We start from the raw sequence: 18,978 nt of genomic DNA on the forward strand, positions 1-18,978 counted from the left end.
CAAAAAAACAGCCTATTTAATTGAAAACTAAGGAGAAAGCCAGGTCACAATAACGTGACCCGGCGTTGTCACGCGATTACTTCTTTTCGGTACGCTTGTCGAACGGGTTTTTACCCGTGCGCAGCTCGATACGCAGCGGCGTGCCTATCAAGCTGAACGTATCGCGGAAATGCTTCTCGAGGTAGCGCTTGTACGGATCGCCCACCGCTTCCAGGGCGTTGCCGTGGATGACGATGACCGGCGGGTTCATGCCGCCCTGGTGCGCATAGCGCAGCTTCGGACGGATCGAACCCTTGCGCCGTGGCTCCTGCTTTTCCACCGCTTCGATCAGCGCGCGGGTCAGCTTGGGCGTGGACAGGTTGCACATTGCAGCCGCGTAAGCCGCATCGACCGACTTCATCAGTGGACCGATGCCCTGCGACTTCAGTGCAGAGATAAAGTGCATCTTGGCGAACGACAGGAAGTCGAGCTTGCGGTCGATGTCGATCTTGATCTCGTCGCGCTCGTCGGTGCGCAGGCCGTCCCACTTGTTGACGGCGATCACCAGCGCGCGGCCCGTTTCCAGCACGAAGCCGGCGATGTGGGCATCCTGCTCGGAGATATCCTGCTGGGCGTCGAGCATCAGCACGACCACGTTGGCTTCCGAGATCGACTGCAGGGTTTTGACGACCGAGAATTTCTCGATCGCTTCGAACACCTTGCCGCGGCGGCGAATACCGGCCGTGTCGATCAGCGTGTACTGCTTGCCTTCGCGCTCGAACGGAATCTCGATCGAGTCGCGGGTAGTGCCCGGCATGTCGAAGGCGATCACGCGCTCTTCGCCGACCAGGGTGTTGATCAGGGTCGATTTGCCCACGTTGGGACGACCGACCAGGGCGATCTTGACACCGCGCTGGGCAGGATCGAGTTCTTCCGGCTCGTCGGGACGCTGGGCAAAGGCCAGGTTCAGCGCCTCCTCCACCAGGTCGGCCACGCCGTCGCCGTGCGCGGACGAGATCGAATACGGCTCGCCCAGGCCCAGCTCGTAAAAGTCGGAGACCACGGCGGTATAGCGCATGCCTTCCGATTTATTCACGACCAGCATGACCGGACGGCCGCTTTTACGCAGGAAGTCGGTAATGGTTTTATCATGCGGCGTCAGGCCCTGGCGGCCGTCGACGAGGAACACGACGATGTCGGCCTCGGCTACGGCTTGCTTGGTCTGCTTGGCCATCTGATGCATGATGCCTTCCTTGGCGACCGGCTCGAAGCCGCCCGTGTCGATGACGAGGAAGGGACGTTCGCCGACACGGCCCTCGCCATAGTGACGATCGCGCGTCAACCCAGGCAAGTCCGCCACCAGCGCATCGCGCGAGCGGGTCAGACGATTAAACAAGGTCGATTTCCCTACATTGGGTCGACCCACAAGTGCGATTACCGGCTTCATTGAATTACTCGACCGCGAGAGCGGTCACAGTTCCTGCTTGAGTTTGAAAAATCAAATTCGAGCCGGCGATGACGGGAGCCGACTGGATCGGGCTGCCATCGGTCGCGACTCGACCTAGCAAAGCGCCATCTTCCCGCGACAGGAAGTGGATGTAACCCTGGTAGTCGCCAACGGCCACGGCGCGGCCATACGACACGGGGGTCGAGAGGCGGCGATAGGACAGCTTGTCGTTCTTCCAGGCGTTGCTGCCGCTTTCGCGGCTATAGGCGGCAACTTCGCCCTTGTCGTCGGAGACGAATACAAAACGCTGGTCCACTGCCACGCCCACGTCGGACGAAGCAGGCTTGCTCCAGGACGGCGCGCCGGTGGTGGCGTCGTAGCAGGCCACGCGGCCCTGGTACGACACGGCGCACACATCTTTTTCGAAAATCACGGGTGCGCCGGCAATGTCGGTCACGCGTTCGAGTTCGGTCGCGCCACGCGGCTCACCGACCGCCACTTCGAAGCGCGGCAAACCGCCAATCAGGGCCAGCACCACCAGCTTGCCGCCCGGCTGGGCGACATACACGTTCGGGCCGTTGATCACCATGCCCGGCGCATTGCGCAGGGTCAGCGCGGGCGTGGTACGGGTGACGTTCCAGCGCTTGGCGCCGGTCTTGGCTTCGTACGCGGTAATGACGTTATCGACACTGCGTACCACCACCACCCCGCCACCGACCACCGGCGAGGACAGCACTTCGCTCGAGGCTTGTGCTTTCCACAATTCTTTACCGTTGGCATCAAAGGCAAGGATAACACCTTTCTTGTCGCCAACCACCACGACCTCGCCATCGCTGCCCACGCCGGCCGTCAGGTCGGTGCCGGTCTTGATGCGCCAGATTTCCTTGCCGGTGGCAGCATTCACGCGCGCCAGCACGCCGTCGCCGTCGGCCAGGTATACGCTGTCGCCAGCGAGCACCGGGGTGAAGACGGCATTGCCGGCCTTGCCCAGCGAATACTTCCAGGCCACGGGCGGCTGCATGCTGCCCGGCGGTTCGACCAGCGGTGCTGGCTGGTTCTTGGTGTCTTTCGAGCCAAACAAGGAGCAACCAGCCAACAGTGCCAGCAGGCTTGCAGCAATAGCTTTTTCGGTGATGCGCATAAAATTTTCAACCTTGCTCGTTACGGGTTATCCGGAGTCGTGGAACGCGCTGACGCTTACGCCGCTGCCTTGGCTGGTTTGTCGGCCGGCACGCTGCCGCCGATCGCTTCCAGCTTCAGCTGGATCAGCTGGCGGCCCGGGTTTTTCTTGTCGGTGGCGTCCAGCGCGGCCTGGTAGGCGGTGCGCGCTTCGGCCAGCTTGTTCTGGGCCGCCAGGATGTCGCCCTTGCGGTCGGCCACCGAGCCGGCAAACGCTGGCGGCACGTTGCCGTCCAGCGCTTTCAGCGCCTGGTCATACGCTTTTTCATCGAGCAGCAAACCGGCCAGGCGCACCTTGGCGATCGCCTTGAACTCGTCGGCGCCGTGCTCGATCGCCCATTGCAGTTGGGCCTTGGCGGTCTTGGCGTCGTTGGCATCGAAGGCGCTCTTGGCGGCCACCAGTGCGCCCATCGGGGCGTAAGCGGTGCTGGCGAACTTGCTTTCCATGTCGGTGGCGGCGCGCTGGACCTTGGTGTTGTCCTTGGCTTCGACCGCGCGTTGCAGTTCCTCGTACAGGGCCGAGGCCTGGGTGGTCTGGTTGCGCTGGTAGTAGTTCCAGCCGGCCCAGCCCGAGTAAGCGGCCAGGGCGATGATGATGATCCAGGTCGTCAGGTTGCCGTAACGCTCCCACCATGCTTTGAGCGTAGCGAGTTGTTCTTGTTCTTCGAGATCGTATGCCATGTCAGTTCGTCTGCTAAAAAGTTGGGAAGGTTTGAATACAAACAGCTTAGTGATTGCAGTGCTCGTCGTGCACGTGGTGGTGATGGTCGCCGCTGCCGGTGATCTGGTCCACCACGTAGTCGACCACTTCGTCGAACGGTACGGTGGCCTGCTGCTCGCCTTCGGCGCCGCGCATGGCCTTGACCGACGCGGTGTGATTGGTCACTTCGTCTTCACCGATGATGACCGCGAACGACGCACCGCTGCCGTCGGCTTTTTTCATCTGGTTCTTGAAGCTGCCAGGACCATTGCTGGTGGAGCCATGCATGATCACGTCGAGGCCGGCGTCGCGCAGGCGCTCGCCAAGCACGAACGATTGCAGCTGGGCTGCCTCGCCCTGGTGCACCAGGTACACGTCGCACAGGTTAGGCTGCTCAGGCTCGCCCACTTCCTTCATCAGCTCGAGCAGGCGCTCGATGCCCATGGCGAAACCGACAGCTGGCGTGGGCTTGCCGCCGAACGAGGCGATCAGCGGATCGTAACGACCGCCCGCGCACACGGTGCCTTGCGAGCCCAGCGCATCGGTGACCCACTCGAACACGGTGCGGTTGTAGTAATCGAGGCCGCGCACCAGGCGCGGGTTGATCACGTACGGGATGTTGTTGTGGTCGAGGATCTTGCGCACGCCGTTAAAGTGCGCCAGCGATTCTTCACCCAGGTAGTCGAGCAGTTTCGGCGCGCCATTGACCATGTCCTGCATGGCAGGGTTCTTGGTGTCGAGGATGCGCAGCGGGTTGCTGTGCAGGCGGCGCTTGGCTTCGGCGTCGAGCAGCGCTTCGTGGCTTTCCAGGTACGCGATCAGGTCCACGCGGTGACGCGCGCGCTCGTCGGCGTCGCCGATCGAGTTCAGTTCGAGGCGGATGTTTTCCAGGCCCAGGTCGTCCCACAGGCGGCGGCACAGCATGATCATCTCGGCATCGATGTCCGGACCGGTAAAGCCTACTGCTTCGCAACCGAACTGGTAGAACTGGCGATAGCGACCGCGCTGCGGACGCTCGTGGCGGAACATCGGTCCCGTGTACCACACGCGCTTCGGACCTTCGTACACCAGGTTATGCTCGATCACCGCGCGCACCGCGCCGGCCGTGCCTTCGGGGCGCAGGGTCAGCTGGTCGCCGTTCATCGAATCGGTGAACGAATACATCTCTTTTTCGACGATGTCGGTGACCGCGCCGATGGCGCGCTTGAACAGCGCCGTGTCTTCCACGATCGGGGTGCGGATCTGCTGGAAGCCATAGCTTTGCACGACCGATTGCGCGGTGTTCTCGAACAGCTGCCACAGGTGCGAATCCTGCGGCAGGATGTCGTTCATGCCTTTGACGGCGGTGATTTTTTCAGCTTTTTTATTTTCGGACATATTCGTTTTCTTTACCGATACCACAACTCTTGAATCCGTCATTCCCGCGCACGCGGGAATCCATGCTGAGCATCCTGGCCGGCGGTCTATGGATTCCCGCCTGCGCGGGAATGACGACTCTACGGCCAGCGGCGCTGACGGCATTTAACTATACAACTACGCTGCCACAGCCTTGCCGTAGTTGGCCTTCACATAATTCAACACGATCTCGTGAAACTCTTCCACGATCCGCTCGCCGCGCAAGGTCGCAAACTTGGCGCCATCGACAAACACCGGCGCAGCCGGCGATTCGCCGGTGCCGGGCAGGCTGATGCCGATGTTGGCGTGTTTCGATTCGCCGGGGCCATTGACGATGCAGCCCATCACGGCCACGTTCATCGCTTCCACCCCCGGGTAGGTCTTTTTCCATTCCGGCATCTGGTCGCGCAGGAAGGTCTGGATGTTGTCGGCCAGTTCCTGGAAGGTCGTCGACGTAGTACGGCCGCAACCGGGGCATGCAATCACCATCGGCGTGAACTTGCGCAGGCCCATGGTTTGCAGGATCTCCTGCCCCACTACCACTTCCTTGGTGCGGTCGCCACCCGGCTCCGGTGTGAGCGAGATGCGGATGGTGTCGCCGATACCCTCTTGCAGCAGCACCGACAGCGCGGCGGTGGACGCCACGATGCCCTTGCTGCCCATGCCCGCTTCGGTCAAGCCCAGGTGCAGCGGATAGTCGCAGCGCTTGCCCAGTTCGCGGTACACGGCGATCAGGTCCTGCACGCCGGAGACCTTGCACGACAGGATGATCTTGTCGCGCGCCAGGCCCAGTTCTTCGGCGCGCACGGCGTTCTCGATGGCCGACGTGATCAGCGCTTCGTACATGACCTGCTGCGCGGTCCACGGCTCGGCGCGGCCGGCGTTTTCATCCATGATGCGCGCCAGCAGCGCCTGGTCCAGGCTGCCCCAGTTGACGCCGATGCGCACCGGCTTGTTGTAGCGCGCCGCCACTTCGATCATCTGTGCAAACTGGGTGTCGCGCTTGGCGCCCTTGCCCACGTTGCCCGGGTTGATGCGGTACTTCGACAGCGCCTTGGCGCACTCGGGATAATCGTTCAACAGCGTGTGGCCGTTGTAGTGAAAATCGCCGACCAGCGGCACATCGACGTCCATCTTGTCGAGCTGTTCGCGGATGTAGGGCACGGCTTCGGCCGACTCGGGGCGGTCCACGGTCAGGCGTACCAGCTCGGACCCGGCGCGGGCCAGGTCGCGGATCTGGATCGCGGTTTCGATGGCGTTGGCGGTGTCGGTATTGGTCATCGACTGCACCACCACGGGGGCGTCGCCGCCCACCCAGATCTGGCGCTGGCCGTGCGCCACCAGCACGCTGCGGCTGGCGCGGCGCGGTGACTGGCCCGAAGGAATAGCTGTTGGCGTAGAAGACATGGTCGTTTAACTCGGTACTTGATTTATTTAATGTTCACGCGGGCGATGGTGCCGCCGGCGATTTGCGGCAACGCCAGCGGCGCGCCGCCCAGCGACGCCTGAACACCGGCGGGCTTGCCGACGATCAGCAGCGACGGGCCCTTGATGTCGAAGGTTTCGGTGCTGCCGGCCTTGACCACGCGCGAAATCAGCGGCGCGGCGCCCGGACGACGAATCTCGACCCACGAATCCTCGGTCACTTTCAACACCAGCGCGGTGCCGGTCAGGCTGGCCGCAGCAACTGGCGTGGCTGCCGTTGCAGCGGCAGGTGCCGTGCTGGTGGCTGCCGTGGTAGCCGGCTGGCCATTGACGGTAGGAGCCGGCGTGTTGACCGGTGCGGTGGCTGGGGTTGCGACAGTGCCAGCAGCAGCGGGCGCGGGCGCCACGCCGGCGACCGTGCCGGCATTGGCTGCGCCGCCACCATCGACCGGTGGCACCGACACCAGCGGCACATTGGGCGACTGCAGCGCTGCGGTTTCCTGGCCTGGTTTGACCAGCGTGGTCTCGAGCGGCGCCACCGTCGTATCGGTCTTGGCCGGCTCGGTGGCCACGGCAGCGCTATCGGCGCCACGTTCGAACAACGCCAGCGTGTGGGCAATCAGGCCGCTCTGGTAGAGGAAAATCCCGCCGACCACGACCACCACCGCTACCCCGCCCATCACCCAGGCGCCGGTATGCGAGTGGCGCGACTTCATCAGCGGCATCCGCGTATCGGAGAAGGTGGCGGCGATTTCCTTGCGCGGGGGCGATACCTCGGGGCTGGTGGGCGAACGCACTTCGATCATCGCCACCAGCGGCGTGGCGTCGATGCGCACCACCTTGGCATAGGCGCGCACGAAACCGCGCGTGACCGCCATATTGGGCAGCGATGCATAATCGCCGGCTTCGAGCGCCACCACCTGGCGCGGCGCCAGCTTGAGCTGGTCGGCGATCTGTTCCACGGACAGGCCCAGCGCTTCGCGCTGTTCCTTCAATTGTGCTCCGGGCGTGGCCAGGCCGGTTTTGGCCTGGTCTTTTGGCGGTTCTACCCACTCAGAATTCATTGCTGTCTCACTCATCAAACGCCCCACGTTGATAAGCAGCATACTCGGTCGAGCCGGGGTAGCGGGTGCGCAACTGCGTGACCCAACCAGCTTGTTTTCCCGTATCGCCCACCTGATGCTGCACTTTAATCCCGAGCCACAGCACATCGGCCGTCAGGCTCTCCATCTTTGCCACGTCGCCCAGGCGGGTCACGAAGAAATGCGCGCGCTGAACATCGCGTTTTTCCACGTACAGCCGCGCCAGATTGGCGTTGGTGGCCGGCAGATCGGGCGTCAACTGCAACGCTTGCAGCAGATAACGCTCCGCGCTGGCGTAATCCTTGATTTTCAATGCACACGCGCCAGCATTGTTGGCGGCGCCGGCCGGCGAGCGGTAAGCGCGGTTGGCCAGCGCGGTATCGAACAGCGGCAACGCCTCGGCCACGCGGCCGCTCTCGCACAAAAAAGAGCCGTAATTGTTGGCCAGGTCCGGATTTTCCGGCGCCAGCTTGCGGGCGCGGCGGAAACTCTCGTCGGCGGCAGCGGGTTGACCCAGCGCTTGCTCGATCAGGCCGCGCAAGCCCAGCGCCTCGGCGTTGTCGGGCTCGGCAGCGAGCGCCAGCTTGATTTCGCCCAGCGCTACCGTGTACTGGCCCTGCTCGAAATAGCCGACCGCCAGTTGCGTGCGAATCGCCGCCTTGCGCTCGGCGCTGCCCGGCGTCCGCGCGCTGTCGGCGCCACTGGCAGATTGTGGACTATCCGGGGTCGTGACGCAACCGCCCAGTGCGACGGCCAGCAGCGGGAACATCCCGAGCATGGCCATGCGACACCGGTTTTGCTGCGCCCAACGCGCCATCAGGAATGGATCTCCACGATCTTGCCGAAATTGGCGCCGAACTTTTGCTGGTACTCGGCCATCTTGCCCATGCGTTCCTGGACGCGGGTGCGGTCCTGCACTTCGCCGGCGAGCTGGCCGCAGGCGGCGTCGATGTCGTCGCCACGGGTTTTACGGATGGTGGTGACCAGGCCGGCATCGACCAGGATCTGGGCGAAGGCCTTGATGCGGGGATTTTTCGAGCGCAGCAGGCCCGACTCCGGGAACGGATTGAATGGAATCAGGTTGAATTTGCAGTTGATGCCATCGACCGGGTGCTGCACCAGCGCGATCAGTTCGCGCGCGTGCTCGTCGCTGTCGTTGACGCCATCGAGCATGCAGTATTCGAAGGTAATGAAGTCGCGCGGCGCATATTGCAGGTAGCGCTTGCAGGCGGCGATCAATTCCTTGAGCGGGTATTTCTTGTTCAGCGGGATCAGGCTGTTGCGCAGCTCGTCGTTGGACGCGTGCAGCGAGACCGCCAGCGCAACCGGCACTTCCTGCGCCAGGCGGTCGATTGCCGGCACCACGCCCGAGGTGGACAGGGTCACGCGGCGGCGCGACAGGCCGTAGGCGTTATCGTCCAACATCAGCTTGAGTGCGGTGGCGGTCGGTTCGAAGTTGAGCAGCGGCTCGCCCATGCCCATCATGACCACGTTGGTGATCTGGCGCTCGCCCTTGGGGCCGGGCTCGATGCCCTTGGTGCGACGCAGTTCAAATTCAGCCATCCACAGCTGGCCGATGATTTCGCCGACCGACAGGTTGCGCGAAAAGCCCTGCTTGCCGGTCGAGCAGAAGCGGCAGTTAACGGCGCAACCGGCCTGGGTGGAGATGCACAGCGTGCCACGGTTTTCTTCCGGGATGAACACGGTTTCGACCGCGTTGCCGTTGCCGACGTCGATCAGCCATTTGCGGGTGCCGTCAGTGGACGTGTTGTCGCTGATGATGGCAGGCGCGGCCACGAAGGCGCGGGTTTTCAGTTTGTCGCGCAGCGACTTGGCCAGATCGGTCATGCTGTCGAAATCCGACGCACCGAACTGGTGGATCCAGCGTTGCAGTTGCTTGGCGCGGAACGGTTTCTCCCCCAACTCGGCGCAATAAGCGATAAGCTGCGCGGGATCGAAGTCCAGCAAGTTGGTCAGAGGTGCGTTCATAGTCTATTCAAAACAGTACAAAAAATTTCCGTTTCCACCAAGGTGGAAACGGGAACATTACAAAAAATTACTTGCCGAAGAAGTAGGCGATTTCTACTTGTGCGGCTTCAACAGCGTCCGAACCGTGAACGGCGTTGGCGTCGATCGAGTCGGCGAAATCAGCACGGATGGTGCCTTTGTCAGCCTTCTTAGGATCGGTAGCGCCCATCAGTTCGCGGTTTTTCAGGACGGCGTTTTCGCCTTCCAGGGCCTGGATCATGACTGGACCCGACACCATGAAATCGACCAGATCCTTGAAGAAGCCGCGCTCTTTGTGCGCAGCGTAGAAGCCTTCAGCTTCTTCACGCGACAGTTGCTTCATTTGCGCAGCAACGATCTTCAGGCCAGCGTTTTCGAAGCGGCTGTAGATTTGGCCGATTACGTTTTTTGCAACTGCGTCTGGTTTGATGATCGACAGGGTGCGTTCGATTGCCATTTGAAAAACTCCAATAAAAAGAAAGGTTTAAAACAAGAATTGATAGTTCAATCAACCTTCGATTTTAACATAGAACATTTGCGCATTCCTAAAACCGGCACCAGATTGGCCCGAACAATGGCGCTGCGCGGGCATTTTTGGGGCGGACTGGCACCATATCGGGCGCTTACCGCTTGTTTAAGCCCCCTTTAAGTGCTTTTGCCCCAGTTTTTTGGGTAATTATGCGCGGGCGTGCTATCCTTTTAACTAAGCGGATTTGCTCCGCACCAACTATTGGAGGCATCATGAACAACTTGCAACAAAACACCTACGACCTCAGTAGCGGTCGCCGGGCGGTGCAGCACAACGTGTTGCGGAACACGTACTGGTTGCTGGCGCTGTCGATGATCCCGACCGTCATGGGCGCTGCGCTCGGCATGGCGCTGCATCTGCCACTCGGTGGCGGTTTGATGATGATCGTGTTCCTGGCCGGCGCATTCGGTTTCATCTGGGCGATCGAGAAGAACAAGAACTCCGGCCTGGGCGTGGCCCTGCTGCTGGGCTTCACCTTCTTCATGGGCATCATGCTCACGCCGCTGCTCACCCGCATCATGGGCTTTTCCAACGGCGGCACGCTGATCATGATGGCGTTCGGTGGTACGGCTTCGGTGTTCGCGGTACTGGCCTCGATCGCTACCGTGACCAAGCGTGATTTCTCGGGCATGGGTACCTGGCTGTTCGCCGGCGTGATCGTGCTGATCCTGGCGTCGATTGCGAACATCTTCTTCGCCATTCCCGCCCTGAGCATCGTGATCTCGGTCGTGGCCATTGCCATCTTCTCGGCTTACATCCTGTATGACGTGCAGCAGATCGTCAACGGCGGCGAAACCAACTATGTCAGCGCCACCCTGCGCCTGTATTTGGACGTCTACAACATCTTCACCAACATGCTGGCCCTGCTGGGCTTTGCCGGCGGTAGCCGCGACTAAGCTGCAGCGCTCACGCCGGGTCTTCCTGACCGGCGCACCACAAAAGCCGCCAACCTGCAGGGGTTGGCGGCTTTTTTATCAATCAAAACACATCGGAGCGCCATGGGTCCCGCAGTCCCGATTATCTTCATGATCATCGTCGGCACACCGCTGTTCACCGGCCTGTTCTGTTTATTTCGCTTCAAGTATTCCACCCGCTCTGCCTTCGCCCTGGCGATTATCTTTGCTGGCGGCGCCGGCGCCGGCGTCGTGATCGCGGCCCTCCTCGCCATGCTGACGATCGGCTTCGAGCCGACGCTGAGGTCACAGCTTGCGGTCATTTTCTACCTGGGCTGGCTGGCGACAGGGGCACTTGCGGGCGGCGTTACGTCAGTGCGCTGGGTTCGCCAGCGCTGGCATTTAACCTAACCTCCACCTCGACACTTCACTATCGCGCATTGCCCCGCACCTGGAAGCGGCTGCTGGCCACCACCTTGTCGGCGCCGTCCACCAGCGCCAGCTCGTAGCTGCCAGGCTGGGGGGCCCACGGGTAGTCGGTGCTGGCGCCGGCCAGCGGCTTGCCGTTCAGGCGCCAGGTGAGGCCTTGCGCGGCCTGGGCGTGGAACACCACGCGTTCGCGGTCGGCCGGAATGTCGGGGTCGATGGCGATCACGCTGCCCGTTGCCGGATAGACGATGGCCGGCGGCTGACTACTGTCGCTGCCCTGCACCAGCGCCACGACCGGGGTTTCGGTGCCCGCCAAAAACCATTCGGCTCTGGCAGGTTCCAGCGCCGGCTGGTAGGCTACCTGGCGTTTGACCACACCCGGGGGTGCATCCGGTGCGCGGCTGGGCTGGCCGTGGTGCAAGTAATCCATCACGTCGCGCCACACTGGTGCGGCGCCGGTCACGCCCGAGACGTCCCACATCGACTGGCCGTCGAAATTACCGACCCATACCCCCACCGTGTAGCGGTCCGAGTAGCCGATGCACCAGTTGTCGCGCATGTCCTTGCTGGTGCCGGTTTTGACTGCGCTCCAGAACGTGGTGGCCAGTTCGTTTTTCAGGCCAAAGGTGGTGCTGCGTGCGCCCCGGTCGGCCAGGATGTCGCCGATGATGAAGCTGGCGCGCGCGTCCTGCACCCGCACCGGTTTTGCAAGCGCGCCCTTGTCCACCAGCCGCGCCGGCGCGTACAGGCCGCCGTTGGCCAGCGTGCGATAAGCGTTGGTCAGCTCCAGCAGCGACACTTCGGCAGAGCCGAGCGCCAACGAATAACCGTAGTAGTCGGCCGACTCGGTCAGGCTGCTCAAACCGACGTTGCGCAGGCGTGCGTAAAAGCGGTCGAGACCCGTCATCACCAAGGTGCGTACGGCCGGCACGTTGAGCGAGCTGGCCAGGCTGGTGCGCACGCTGACATATCCCTTGAAACCCTTGTCGTAGTTCTGCGGAGCGTAGATGCCAGCGCCAGTGGCGATGCCGAAACTGCTGTCGTCCATCAGCGAGGCGGCGGTGAGCAGGCGGCGTTCCAGCGCCAGCTCGTACAAGAACGGTTTCAAGGTGGAGCCGGCCTGGCGCAGCGACGCCACGCCATCGACCTCGGCGCCGCCAGCATTGCCCACGTAGGCCAGCACGTCGCCGCTGGCGTTGTCGAGCACCAGCACCGCGCCATCGTTGACGTTGCGCGCGGTGAGCGCCATCAACTGCTGGCGCAACGCGCCCTGGGCAAAACGCTGTAGGTCGGCATCCAGCGTGCTGCGCACCGACTGCCCGGCCGCCATCCCGGCCAGCAGCTGTTGCGCCACCTGGGGCGCCGGGGCGATGCCGCTGGCAAGCTGCGGACGTCCGAGGGCGATGGCGGTGCGCAGTTCGATGTCGGCGCAGGTGGCCGGCATGCGCAGTTCGTGCGCCAGCAAGCAGGCACGCTGCGACACCAATCGCGGCGCCGCCATTGGGGCGCGCAGCAGGCTGGCCAGGATCGCTGACTCGGTCAGGTTCAGGCCTGACGGCGCCTTGCCGAACAGGCTGCGCGAGGTCGCGCCCACGCCCTGCAACTCGCCCCGGAACGACACCAGGTTCATATACGCTTCGATGATCTGCGGCTTGGTCCAGCCGGCGTCGAGCTCGCGCGCGGCCTGGATCTGGTCCCACTTCTGGCCCCAGCTGCGGCCTTTCGAGTGAGGCTGCAAGGCCGGATCGAGCAACGCCGCCAGCTGCATGGTGATGGTGGACGCCCCTCGTGGGCGGGTGCGGAACAGGTTGTCCCAAGCCGCCTTGGCCGCCGCGCTCCAATCGACGCCGCCGTGTTCATAAAAGCGCTGATCCTCGGCCTGCAGGATCGCTGCCGGCAGCGCCGGCGAGATATCGGCCAGCGCCACCCAGTCCAGCCGGCGCGCCTGCATGTCGATGCGCAGCGACTGTACCGGTACACCGTGGCGGTCGAGCAGTACAGATTCCGAACTGCGATACGCGGCGCGTACCTGTTCCGGGGTGGGGACGGACGATGCCGCGCAGGCCGGCGCCACGCCGGACATCAGCACCAGCGTCAGCATCGCGGCAGACAGGCCCCTCACCTGACCACCACCTGCGCATTGGGCGCCGCACCGAACATCTCGGGGCTGTACAGCGCTTCCACTCGCGTGGGCGGCAGGTTGAACTGGCCCGGATTATTCAGCCGCACCGTGTACTCGACGCTCCACTTGCCCTTGGGGACGAACTGGTAAAACGCCCGGTAGCCGTCGAAGCTGCGCTCCTCGAACGCCAGCCACGCCCAGCCGGCCTTGCGGTTGCCCTGGTCCAGCAGCGCCGAATCGCGACCGAGGCCGGAACCGAGCACGGTGGCGCTGGCGGGAATCGGATCGTCCACCACCACCCAGGTCATGTCCGACTGCGCTTCGAGTTCCAGCCGCACCCGGTACACGTCGCCGCGCGACCATACGCCGCGCGTCTTCTGCTCGACCGGCGTGATGGTCTTGGCGATGGTGTAGCCGCTCGAGACCGGCGCCTTGAGCGGCAACGCCGCCAGCGTGCGCACGGTTACCCATGGCTTGCCGGCGCCCGCGTGCGCCAGTTCCAGCGTGCCGCTGCCCTTGGGCCAGGGCAGCGCGACGGTCGTCGTGGCGGCGTTGGCATTGGCCTCGACTCCAGCCGCGACCACCTGGGCCGGTGGCGCAAAATTCACCGACTTGCTGGTACCACCCAAACTGGCGGTGGCGCTGCCGGTCACCGGCTCGCGCTCGAACACGGAACTGAAGCGATCCATGGCCAGCACGCCCCAGGCGTTCGACACGGTGGTGTCCCAATGACCTGCGCGCTGGCGCCCGAGGGTGCCGCGCGCCAGCCGGCCCATGTCGGCGCGCCAGCCGGGATTGTCGGCCATCGCCAGCAGCAGGCGGTTGGCGTTGCTGTCGGCCGACGACATCAGCCACCACCAGTTGTCGGTGCGCTCGGTGGAAAAGCCCATGGTCGTGCCTTGCAGGTTCAGGCGCGCACGCAGGATCTGTTCGGCCTCCCCCAGCCGCTTGGCCTGCTGCGGCAACTTGGGCGAGCGCTTGAGCACCAGGTACCAGTCGATCACGGCCGACGTCGGCCACAGGTTCGGTGCGACCGTGAACGATTCGAGGTCGTCGTGGTTGATGGCGTTGCTGCGCGAGAGCGCTTCCAGCGCCGCCACCTTGCGCACCGCCAAATCGGCCGTGGGCAGCGGCGACTCGAGCGACAGCTTGCCCCGCACGAAGGACTGCAAGCCCGATTCCATGCGCGCCTTCAGTTCCGCCGGCAGTTCGTAACCCGCTTCCTGGCTGGCCGACAGCACGTAGGCCGTCAGGCTATCGCTGCCATGCAACATGGGGGCGAAATACTTGACCAGGCCATTGCTGTCCAGGTGCGCCGGCAAGGTGGCCACCGCCGTGCGCCACAGCGCCGGGTCGTGCAGCGCGATCGCGCGCGACGTCACCTGCTCGAAGCAGCGGTACGGATAGTCGCGCATGAAATCGCGCACGCCGGGCAGATCGCCACCGAGGCGCGCACTGAACTGCGCCTGCACCGCGCCACGGCCGGGCAGCGCATCGTCAGGCAGGCGCACCGCCATTGACTGCTTGCCATCTAGTTGCAGCAAGGTCGCCTGCGTGGTGCGCACCGGCACCGCCGGCGCCACTTTCTGGCTGACCTTGATGCTGTCGCGCGCGCCGCCGCCTGCATTCGCGCTGGCGCCAACTTCCCACGCCAGCGCTGTCACACCGGCCGGCACCTGGTAGTCCCAGCCGATCTCTTTGGCCTGGCCTGCGGCCAGCGTGACCTTTTGCGTCGGCAGCGACTGCGCGCCCGCCTTGGCCGTGAGCGCCACGTCGAGCGCGGCGCCGGTGGTGTTGCGCACCGTGTAGATGGCGCGCAGGCGGTCGCCTTCGCGCACCAGCGCCGGCAGGCCGGAGAGCAGCATCAGGTCCTGCGTGCTGCGCACCTCGGCCTGGCCGGTGCCGAACAGGCCCGCCTCGGCGCTGGCGATGGCGACGATGCGGAACGCGGTGAGCGAGTCGTTGAGCGGCACTTCGACCGACGCCATGCCGTCGGCATCGAGCACCACCTGCGCCTTCCAGAACAGCAGCGTCTCGAACAGCTCGCGCCCGCCGCCCTTGCCGCCACCACCGCCGGCCGCCACCGCCTTGCGGCCGAAGTGGCGCTTGCCCACCACCTGCATTTGCGCGGTGGCCGTCTGCACTTGCAAAGCGCGTTGCTGCATCATGGCCTCGAGCAGGTTCCAGCTGGTGTTGGGCATCAGCTCCAGCAGCCCCACGTCCACTGCCGCCAGCGCCACTTCGGCGCCAGCCGGGGGCGCCGAGCCGTCGGCGCGCGTGACATGCACCCTGACCTTGGCCCTGTCGCGCACCTTGTACACCTGCCGGTCGGTATCGACCTGCACTTTCAGTTCGTTGGCGGCCCAGCCCACCCGCACCGGCGCGATACCGAGCTTGTAGGCGGGCTTGCCCAGGTCCACCAGCGCGGTCGGCTGCACGCCGGCCACGCGGCCGCGCACCACCAGCGCCGACACGTACACATTGGGCGCGTAGCCGGCCTTGATCGGCACCGTGAACACCGGCGCGCTGCCCGACAACGGCCGCACATAACTGTCGATCACGCCCTCGCGCTCCACCGTCACCAGGGCGGTCGCCTCGCGGAACGGCATCCGTACCTGGAAGCTGGCGCTCTGTCCCGGCTCATAGCGTTTGTGATTGGGCAGCAGGTCGATGCGGTCGTTGTCGGTGGCCTCGAACCACCAGTCGTTGCCGTCGGCCACCCAGGTTTCGCGGTGGGCGGTGGCCACGCGCTGCTGCGCATCCTGCGTTTGCGCCCGCAGGATCAGGTTGCCCGCTGCGGGCGCCTTGACCTGGCATAGCATCAGCCCCTTGGCGTCGGTACGCCCCGCGCAGGCGCGGCCCAGTGCCTTGACTTCGCTGCTGCTCTCGTACGCGTAGAAGCCGCCCACCAGGCGGCGCCGGTGCGAGGTCGATTCGCGCTGGAAGAAGTCCACGGAGACCGGGCTGTCAGGCACCGGCTTGCCTTGCAGGTCGAGCACCACCACCTGGAATTTCAGGGCGTCACGGCTGAGCACCCAGTTGTCGGGCGCAATGCCCACCACCACGGCCGCCGGCCACAGGTTCACGCGGGTGGCGGCCGACAGGGTTTCGCCGTTGGCGTCCTGGTACGACAGCTCGGCCGCCAGTTCGCGCGGCACCGTCACTGCCGGCAGCTGGTCGATGGTCACGCGTGCGCCGCCGGCCTTGTCCAGCGTGAGATTGCGGGTGCGCACCGCACCGCCGACAGCACCGGTGCTCGCTTCGGCTTCACCGTCGTCGAATACGCCCTCGTCATCGTCGAACGCGCCGCCTTTGCGTTCCACGCCCACCTTCACATCACCATTACTGAAGGTGAAGTCGCCATAATCGTCGAAGCTCACCGCCTTGTCCTGCACCATGGTGCGCAGCTGCACCGGCGCGTCGCCGGCGCCGCCGCCGGACAGGTAGCTCAGCTGCACGTCGAGGTCGAGCCCGGATACTTGCACCGCCGGCGCCTTCGGCCCCTGCAGCAGCGCCTTCATGGTCGGCACGCGGAACTGCTCGACGCGGAAGCGGCCGGCCACGCGGCCGCCCACCAGCACCTGGTACCAGCCCTGGCGCGCGTCGAGCGGGATGCTCCAGTCGTTGGCGGCGCTGCCGTTGGCGCGCCACGCCAGCGGCAGCTCGTAGCGCTGGTCGCTGCCCTCGTGGATCACGAACATGCTGGCTGGCAGCGACTTGTTCGGCGCGAGCGCGAAACCGTGTATGACCTTGCGGCGCTGGAAGTGCTTCATGTGCACTGTCTCGCCGGCGCGAAGCAGGGTGCGGTCGAACACCGTGTTGGCGATGACGTTGTCGGCGCCGCTGTCTTCGGTGGGCAGATTGAAACGCCAGCTCTCGATGCCGCGATCCCATTTCGACAAGGTGAACGTCATGTCGGCGCCGTGGCGCGCGCTGACGAACAGGCCTTCGCGCCCCTGGCACACCGGTTCGGCCAGCTCCCGGGCGATATTGGCCACGCCGTCGTTGTTGGTGGCGCCCTGCCACAGCAGCTTGCCGGCGCAATCGCGCACGGCCACCTTGGCGCCAGGTACCGGCTGGCCTTTGTCCAGCGACGTCACCCACACCAGCGACGACTGCGCGCCGCGCTTGAAGTGGGCCACCAGGTTGGTCACCAGCGCAGCCGAACTGACGTACGCGGTCTGGCGCTTGCCCGACAAGGCCTGGCCGAGGCGCGGGCTGGCCAGTTCCACCACGTAGAAGCCCGGCTTTTTCAGTGGGATGCCCACCACCTCGAACTGCTGGCGCCCGCCCGGCTTGGGCATGGTAAAGCGCTGCACGCGGTCGGCGCTGCCGTCCTTGACTTCGAAGCCGGCCAGCAGTTGCTGGTACATCTGATCGCCGTACAGTTCGCGCGGCTCCCAGCCGCCGTTGCCACTCATGCGCCCGAGCCAGCGCACGATCTGCCGGTCCTGCTGCTCGTCGGTGGCGCCTTCGTTCACGCGCAGCGACGCACCTTCGATATCGACCGCAGCCAGCCTGGCGGCCAGCGCCGCCTCGACGTTGCGCACGGTGACCGGCAGCAGCTTGTCGCCCTGCGCCTCGATAATGCCGAAGCGCGCCGGGAATTTCACCAGCGGCGGCTGGGCGTCGGTGTTGACCGTCATCGGAAAGCGCGCGGCGTTGAGCAGCGCACGGCCGGCGTCGTCCTTCAGGCCGGCGGGCAGCGCCAGGCGCAAGCTGCTGCTCGCCGGCAGCGGGCCGGCAAAGCTGATGCTGTCCACGTAATCGGCATTGGCCTGGTATTTTTCCACTTCCGCCTTGAAGACCTTGCCGCCGGGGCCGGTGAGCGTGGCGGCCAGTGCATCGGTGCGCCTTACCTGCGCGGAGAACGATACGCGGGTGGGCAGGAACGGCAGGCAGCCAGCCTTGGGCGTGAGCCGCTCGCAGGTGAATCTGGCGGTGAAGTCGGGCCGGACGGTAAATGCCAGCACCTGGTCCTGGCGCGTGGCGATGCCGTTGGCGGCAGCCATGCCAGCGCCCCACACCAGCGACATTTTCGCCTTGGCCGGCAAGGGCCGCTGGCATTGCAGCACCACCAGCGGCAAGCGTTCCAGGCGTTTATCCTTCACCGCCAGGTCGGCATGCCACACCACGCCGCGCGCCTTGAAATACAGCGACAGGTAGCGCTTGGTGAAATCCTTGCGCAGCGCCAGTATCTGTTCGCGTTCGGCGCCGGCCAGGATGCGCACGCCGATCTTTTCGTTGATTCCCTCGGCGCGGCACCACGCGTGCTGCGCCACGGTGGCGTCGCTCGCGGGCGCATCGAGGCCGAGCACGAAAATTTGCCGCTCGTCGATCTGCGACCCTTCGTACGGCAGCATCTGCGCCACGGCCGGGCCACCGGTATCGAAACCGAAGCGGCGCTCACCGGTGACCGGCTGGCCGGCCAGGTCGCGCGTCTCGTCCTTGACCGTGAAGCTGCACGCCACACCGGCCGGCAGATCGCGCTCGAAGTCGTAGCTCCAGTTGCTGCCGTCGATCCAGCGGCCCTGGCCCGGTTCGGCGCAATCGACGGCAAACGGATCGCCCGGGCGCATGTCGCCGAGCGGCACCATCTGGCCGCTGAAACGCGCAGTTACCTGGCGCACGCCCTTGACGGTGCCGGTGGGTGAAAATGCGGTGACGGTGGTTTGGGCGTAGCCGAGAATGGGCAAGCCGCAGAACGCGGCAGCGCCGAGGAAGCGAAACAGGGAACGCATGCAAGCTCCGATGCTGAAGTAGTCAGCCCAGTGTTGCAAACGCCCCTTGT

13 protein-coding genes are annotated in these 18,978 nt (G+C 64.6%); 2 read left to right on the top strand and 11 right to left on the bottom strand.

From position 1 onward, the window contains the following. Positions 1-76 precede the first annotated feature (76 nt). The 9 genes from der to ndk all read right to left on the bottom strand — a co-directional run bounded on the left by der (position 77) and on the right by ndk (position 9,671). On the bottom strand, positions 77-1,426 hold the full coding sequence (gene der, locus J2X54_RS11900) for a ribosome biogenesis GTPase Der (RefSeq protein WP_310180887.1): 1,350 nt from the start codon (positions 1,424-1,426) through the stop codon (positions 77-79). Between the two features lie 4 nt (positions 1,427-1,430). Continuing rightward, positions 1,431-2,567: an outer membrane protein assembly factor BamB gene (bamB, locus tag J2X54_RS11905; protein ID WP_310180890.1), complete on the bottom strand. Its 1,137-nt coding sequence runs from the start codon at positions 2,565-2,567 to the stop codon at positions 1,431-1,433. Between the two features lie 56 nt (positions 2,568-2,623). Continuing rightward, positions 2,624-3,286 carry a tetratricopeptide repeat protein gene (locus tag J2X54_RS11910; protein ID WP_310180892.1) on the bottom strand — a complete coding sequence of 221 codons (663 nt, stop codon included), beginning with the start codon at positions 3,284-3,286 and terminating at the stop codon, positions 2,624-2,626. A gap of 46 nt (positions 3,287-3,332) precedes the next feature. Continuing rightward, positions 3,333-4,682 carry a histidine--tRNA ligase gene (gene hisS / locus J2X54_RS11915; RefSeq protein ID WP_310180894.1) on the bottom strand — a complete coding sequence of 450 codons (1,350 nt, stop codon included), beginning with the start codon at positions 4,680-4,682 and terminating at the stop codon, positions 3,333-3,335. Positions 4,683-4,838: 156 nt separating this feature from the next. Next, a complete protein-coding gene (ispG, locus tag J2X54_RS11920) occupies positions 4,839-6,107 on the bottom strand; it encodes a flavodoxin-dependent (E)-4-hydroxy-3-methylbut-2-enyl-diphosphate synthase (protein ID WP_070250783.1) in 1,269 nt (422 codons plus the stop codon). Positions 6,108-6,130: 23 nt separating this feature from the next. After that, positions 6,131-7,189 (bottom strand): RodZ domain-containing protein, encoded by a 1,059-nt coding sequence (locus J2X54_RS11925; RefSeq protein WP_310180896.1) that lies wholly within the window; start codon positions 7,187-7,189, stop codon positions 6,131-6,133. 7 nt (positions 7,190-7,196) lie between these two features. Further along, positions 7,197-7,991, bottom strand: a complete 795-nt coding sequence (gene pilW, locus J2X54_RS11930) for a type IV pilus biogenesis/stability protein PilW (protein WP_310180898.1) — start codon at positions 7,989-7,991, stop codon at positions 7,197-7,199. A 32-nt stretch (positions 7,992-8,023) separates the two neighbouring features. Beyond that, positions 8,024-9,196 carry a 23S rRNA (adenine(2503)-C(2))-methyltransferase RlmN gene (gene rlmN / locus J2X54_RS11935; RefSeq protein ID WP_070250789.1) on the bottom strand — a complete coding sequence of 391 codons (1,173 nt, stop codon included), beginning with the start codon at positions 9,194-9,196 and terminating at the stop codon, positions 8,024-8,026. 67 nt (positions 9,197-9,263) lie between these two features. Beyond that, positions 9,264-9,671, bottom strand: coding sequence for a nucleoside-diphosphate kinase (gene ndk / locus J2X54_RS11940; protein ID WP_019920462.1), 408 nt, complete (start codon positions 9,669-9,671; stop codon positions 9,264-9,266). A gap of 284 nt (positions 9,672-9,955) precedes the next feature. Between ndk and J2X54_RS11945 the strand changes: the two genes are divergently transcribed. After that, on the top strand, positions 9,956-10,639 hold the full coding sequence (locus J2X54_RS11945; protein ID WP_310180916.1) for a Bax inhibitor-1/YccA family protein: 684 nt from the start codon (positions 9,956-9,958) through the stop codon (positions 10,637-10,639). 102 nt (positions 10,640-10,741) lie between these two features. Further along, positions 10,742-11,047, top strand: coding sequence for a hypothetical protein (locus tag J2X54_RS11950; RefSeq protein WP_310180918.1), 306 nt, complete (start codon positions 10,742-10,744; stop codon positions 11,045-11,047). Between the two features lie 19 nt (positions 11,048-11,066). Here J2X54_RS11950 and pbpC read toward each other — a convergent pair whose 3' ends face one another. Further along, positions 11,067-13,148 (bottom strand): penicillin-binding protein 1C, encoded by a 2,082-nt coding sequence (pbpC, locus tag J2X54_RS11955; RefSeq protein ID WP_404990906.1) that lies wholly within the window; start codon positions 13,146-13,148, stop codon positions 11,067-11,069. Positions 13,149-13,183: 35 nt separating this feature from the next. Further along, positions 13,184-18,928, bottom strand: a complete 5,745-nt coding sequence (locus J2X54_RS11960) for an MG2 domain-containing protein (RefSeq protein WP_310180921.1) — start codon at positions 18,926-18,928, stop codon at positions 13,184-13,186. Positions 18,929-18,978 lie beyond the last annotated feature (50 nt).

This window comes from Duganella sp. 3397 (genome assembly GCF_031456625.1).
Taxonomy (GTDB): Bacteria; Pseudomonadota; Gammaproteobacteria; order Burkholderiales; family Burkholderiaceae_D; genus Rugamonas; species Rugamonas phyllosphaerae.

What these genes read in the sequence shown, in the direction of transcription:
- J2X54_RS11960 (WP_310180921.1), bottom strand. Translation starts at nt 18,928, where the DNA reads ATGCGTTCCCTGTTTCGCTTCCTCGGCGCTGCCGCGTTCTGCGGCTTG.
- pbpC (WP_404990906.1), bottom strand. Translation starts at nt 13,148, where the DNA reads ATGTCCGGCGTGGCGCCGGCCTGCGCGGCATCGTCCGTCCCCACCCCG.
- hisS (WP_310180894.1), bottom strand. Translation starts at nt 4,682, where the DNA reads ATGTCCGAAAATAAAAAAGCTGAAAAAATCACCGCCGTCAAAGGCATG.
- J2X54_RS11945 (WP_310180916.1), top strand. Translation starts at nt 9,956, where the DNA reads ATGAACAACTTGCAACAAAACACCTACGACCTCAGTAGCGGTCGCCGG.
- J2X54_RS11925 (WP_310180896.1), bottom strand. Translation starts at nt 7,189, where the DNA reads ATGAATTCTGAGTGGGTAGAACCGCCAAAAGACCAGGCCAAAACCGGC.
- pilW (WP_310180898.1), bottom strand. Translation starts at nt 7,991, where the DNA reads ATGGCCATGCTCGGGATGTTCCCGCTGCTGGCCGTCGCACTGGGCGGT.
- ispG (WP_070250783.1), bottom strand. Translation starts at nt 6,107, where the DNA reads ATGTCTTCTACGCCAACAGCTATTCCTTCGGGCCAGTCACCGCGCCGC.
- rlmN (WP_070250789.1), bottom strand. Translation starts at nt 9,196, where the DNA reads ATGAACGCACCTCTGACCAACTTGCTGGACTTCGATCCCGCGCAGCTT.
- bamB (WP_310180890.1), bottom strand. Translation starts at nt 2,567, where the DNA reads ATGCGCATCACCGAAAAAGCTATTGCTGCAAGCCTGCTGGCACTGTTG.
- J2X54_RS11950 (WP_310180918.1), top strand. Translation starts at nt 10,742, where the DNA reads ATGGGTCCCGCAGTCCCGATTATCTTCATGATCATCGTCGGCACACCG.
- ndk (WP_019920462.1), bottom strand. Translation starts at nt 9,671, where the DNA reads ATGGCAATCGAACGCACCCTGTCGATCATCAAACCAGACGCAGTTGCA.
- J2X54_RS11910 (WP_310180892.1), bottom strand. Translation starts at nt 3,286, where the DNA reads ATGGCATACGATCTCGAAGAACAAGAACAACTCGCTACGCTCAAAGCA.
- der (WP_310180887.1), bottom strand. Translation starts at nt 1,426, where the DNA reads ATGAAGCCGGTAATCGCACTTGTGGGTCGACCCAATGTAGGGAAATCG.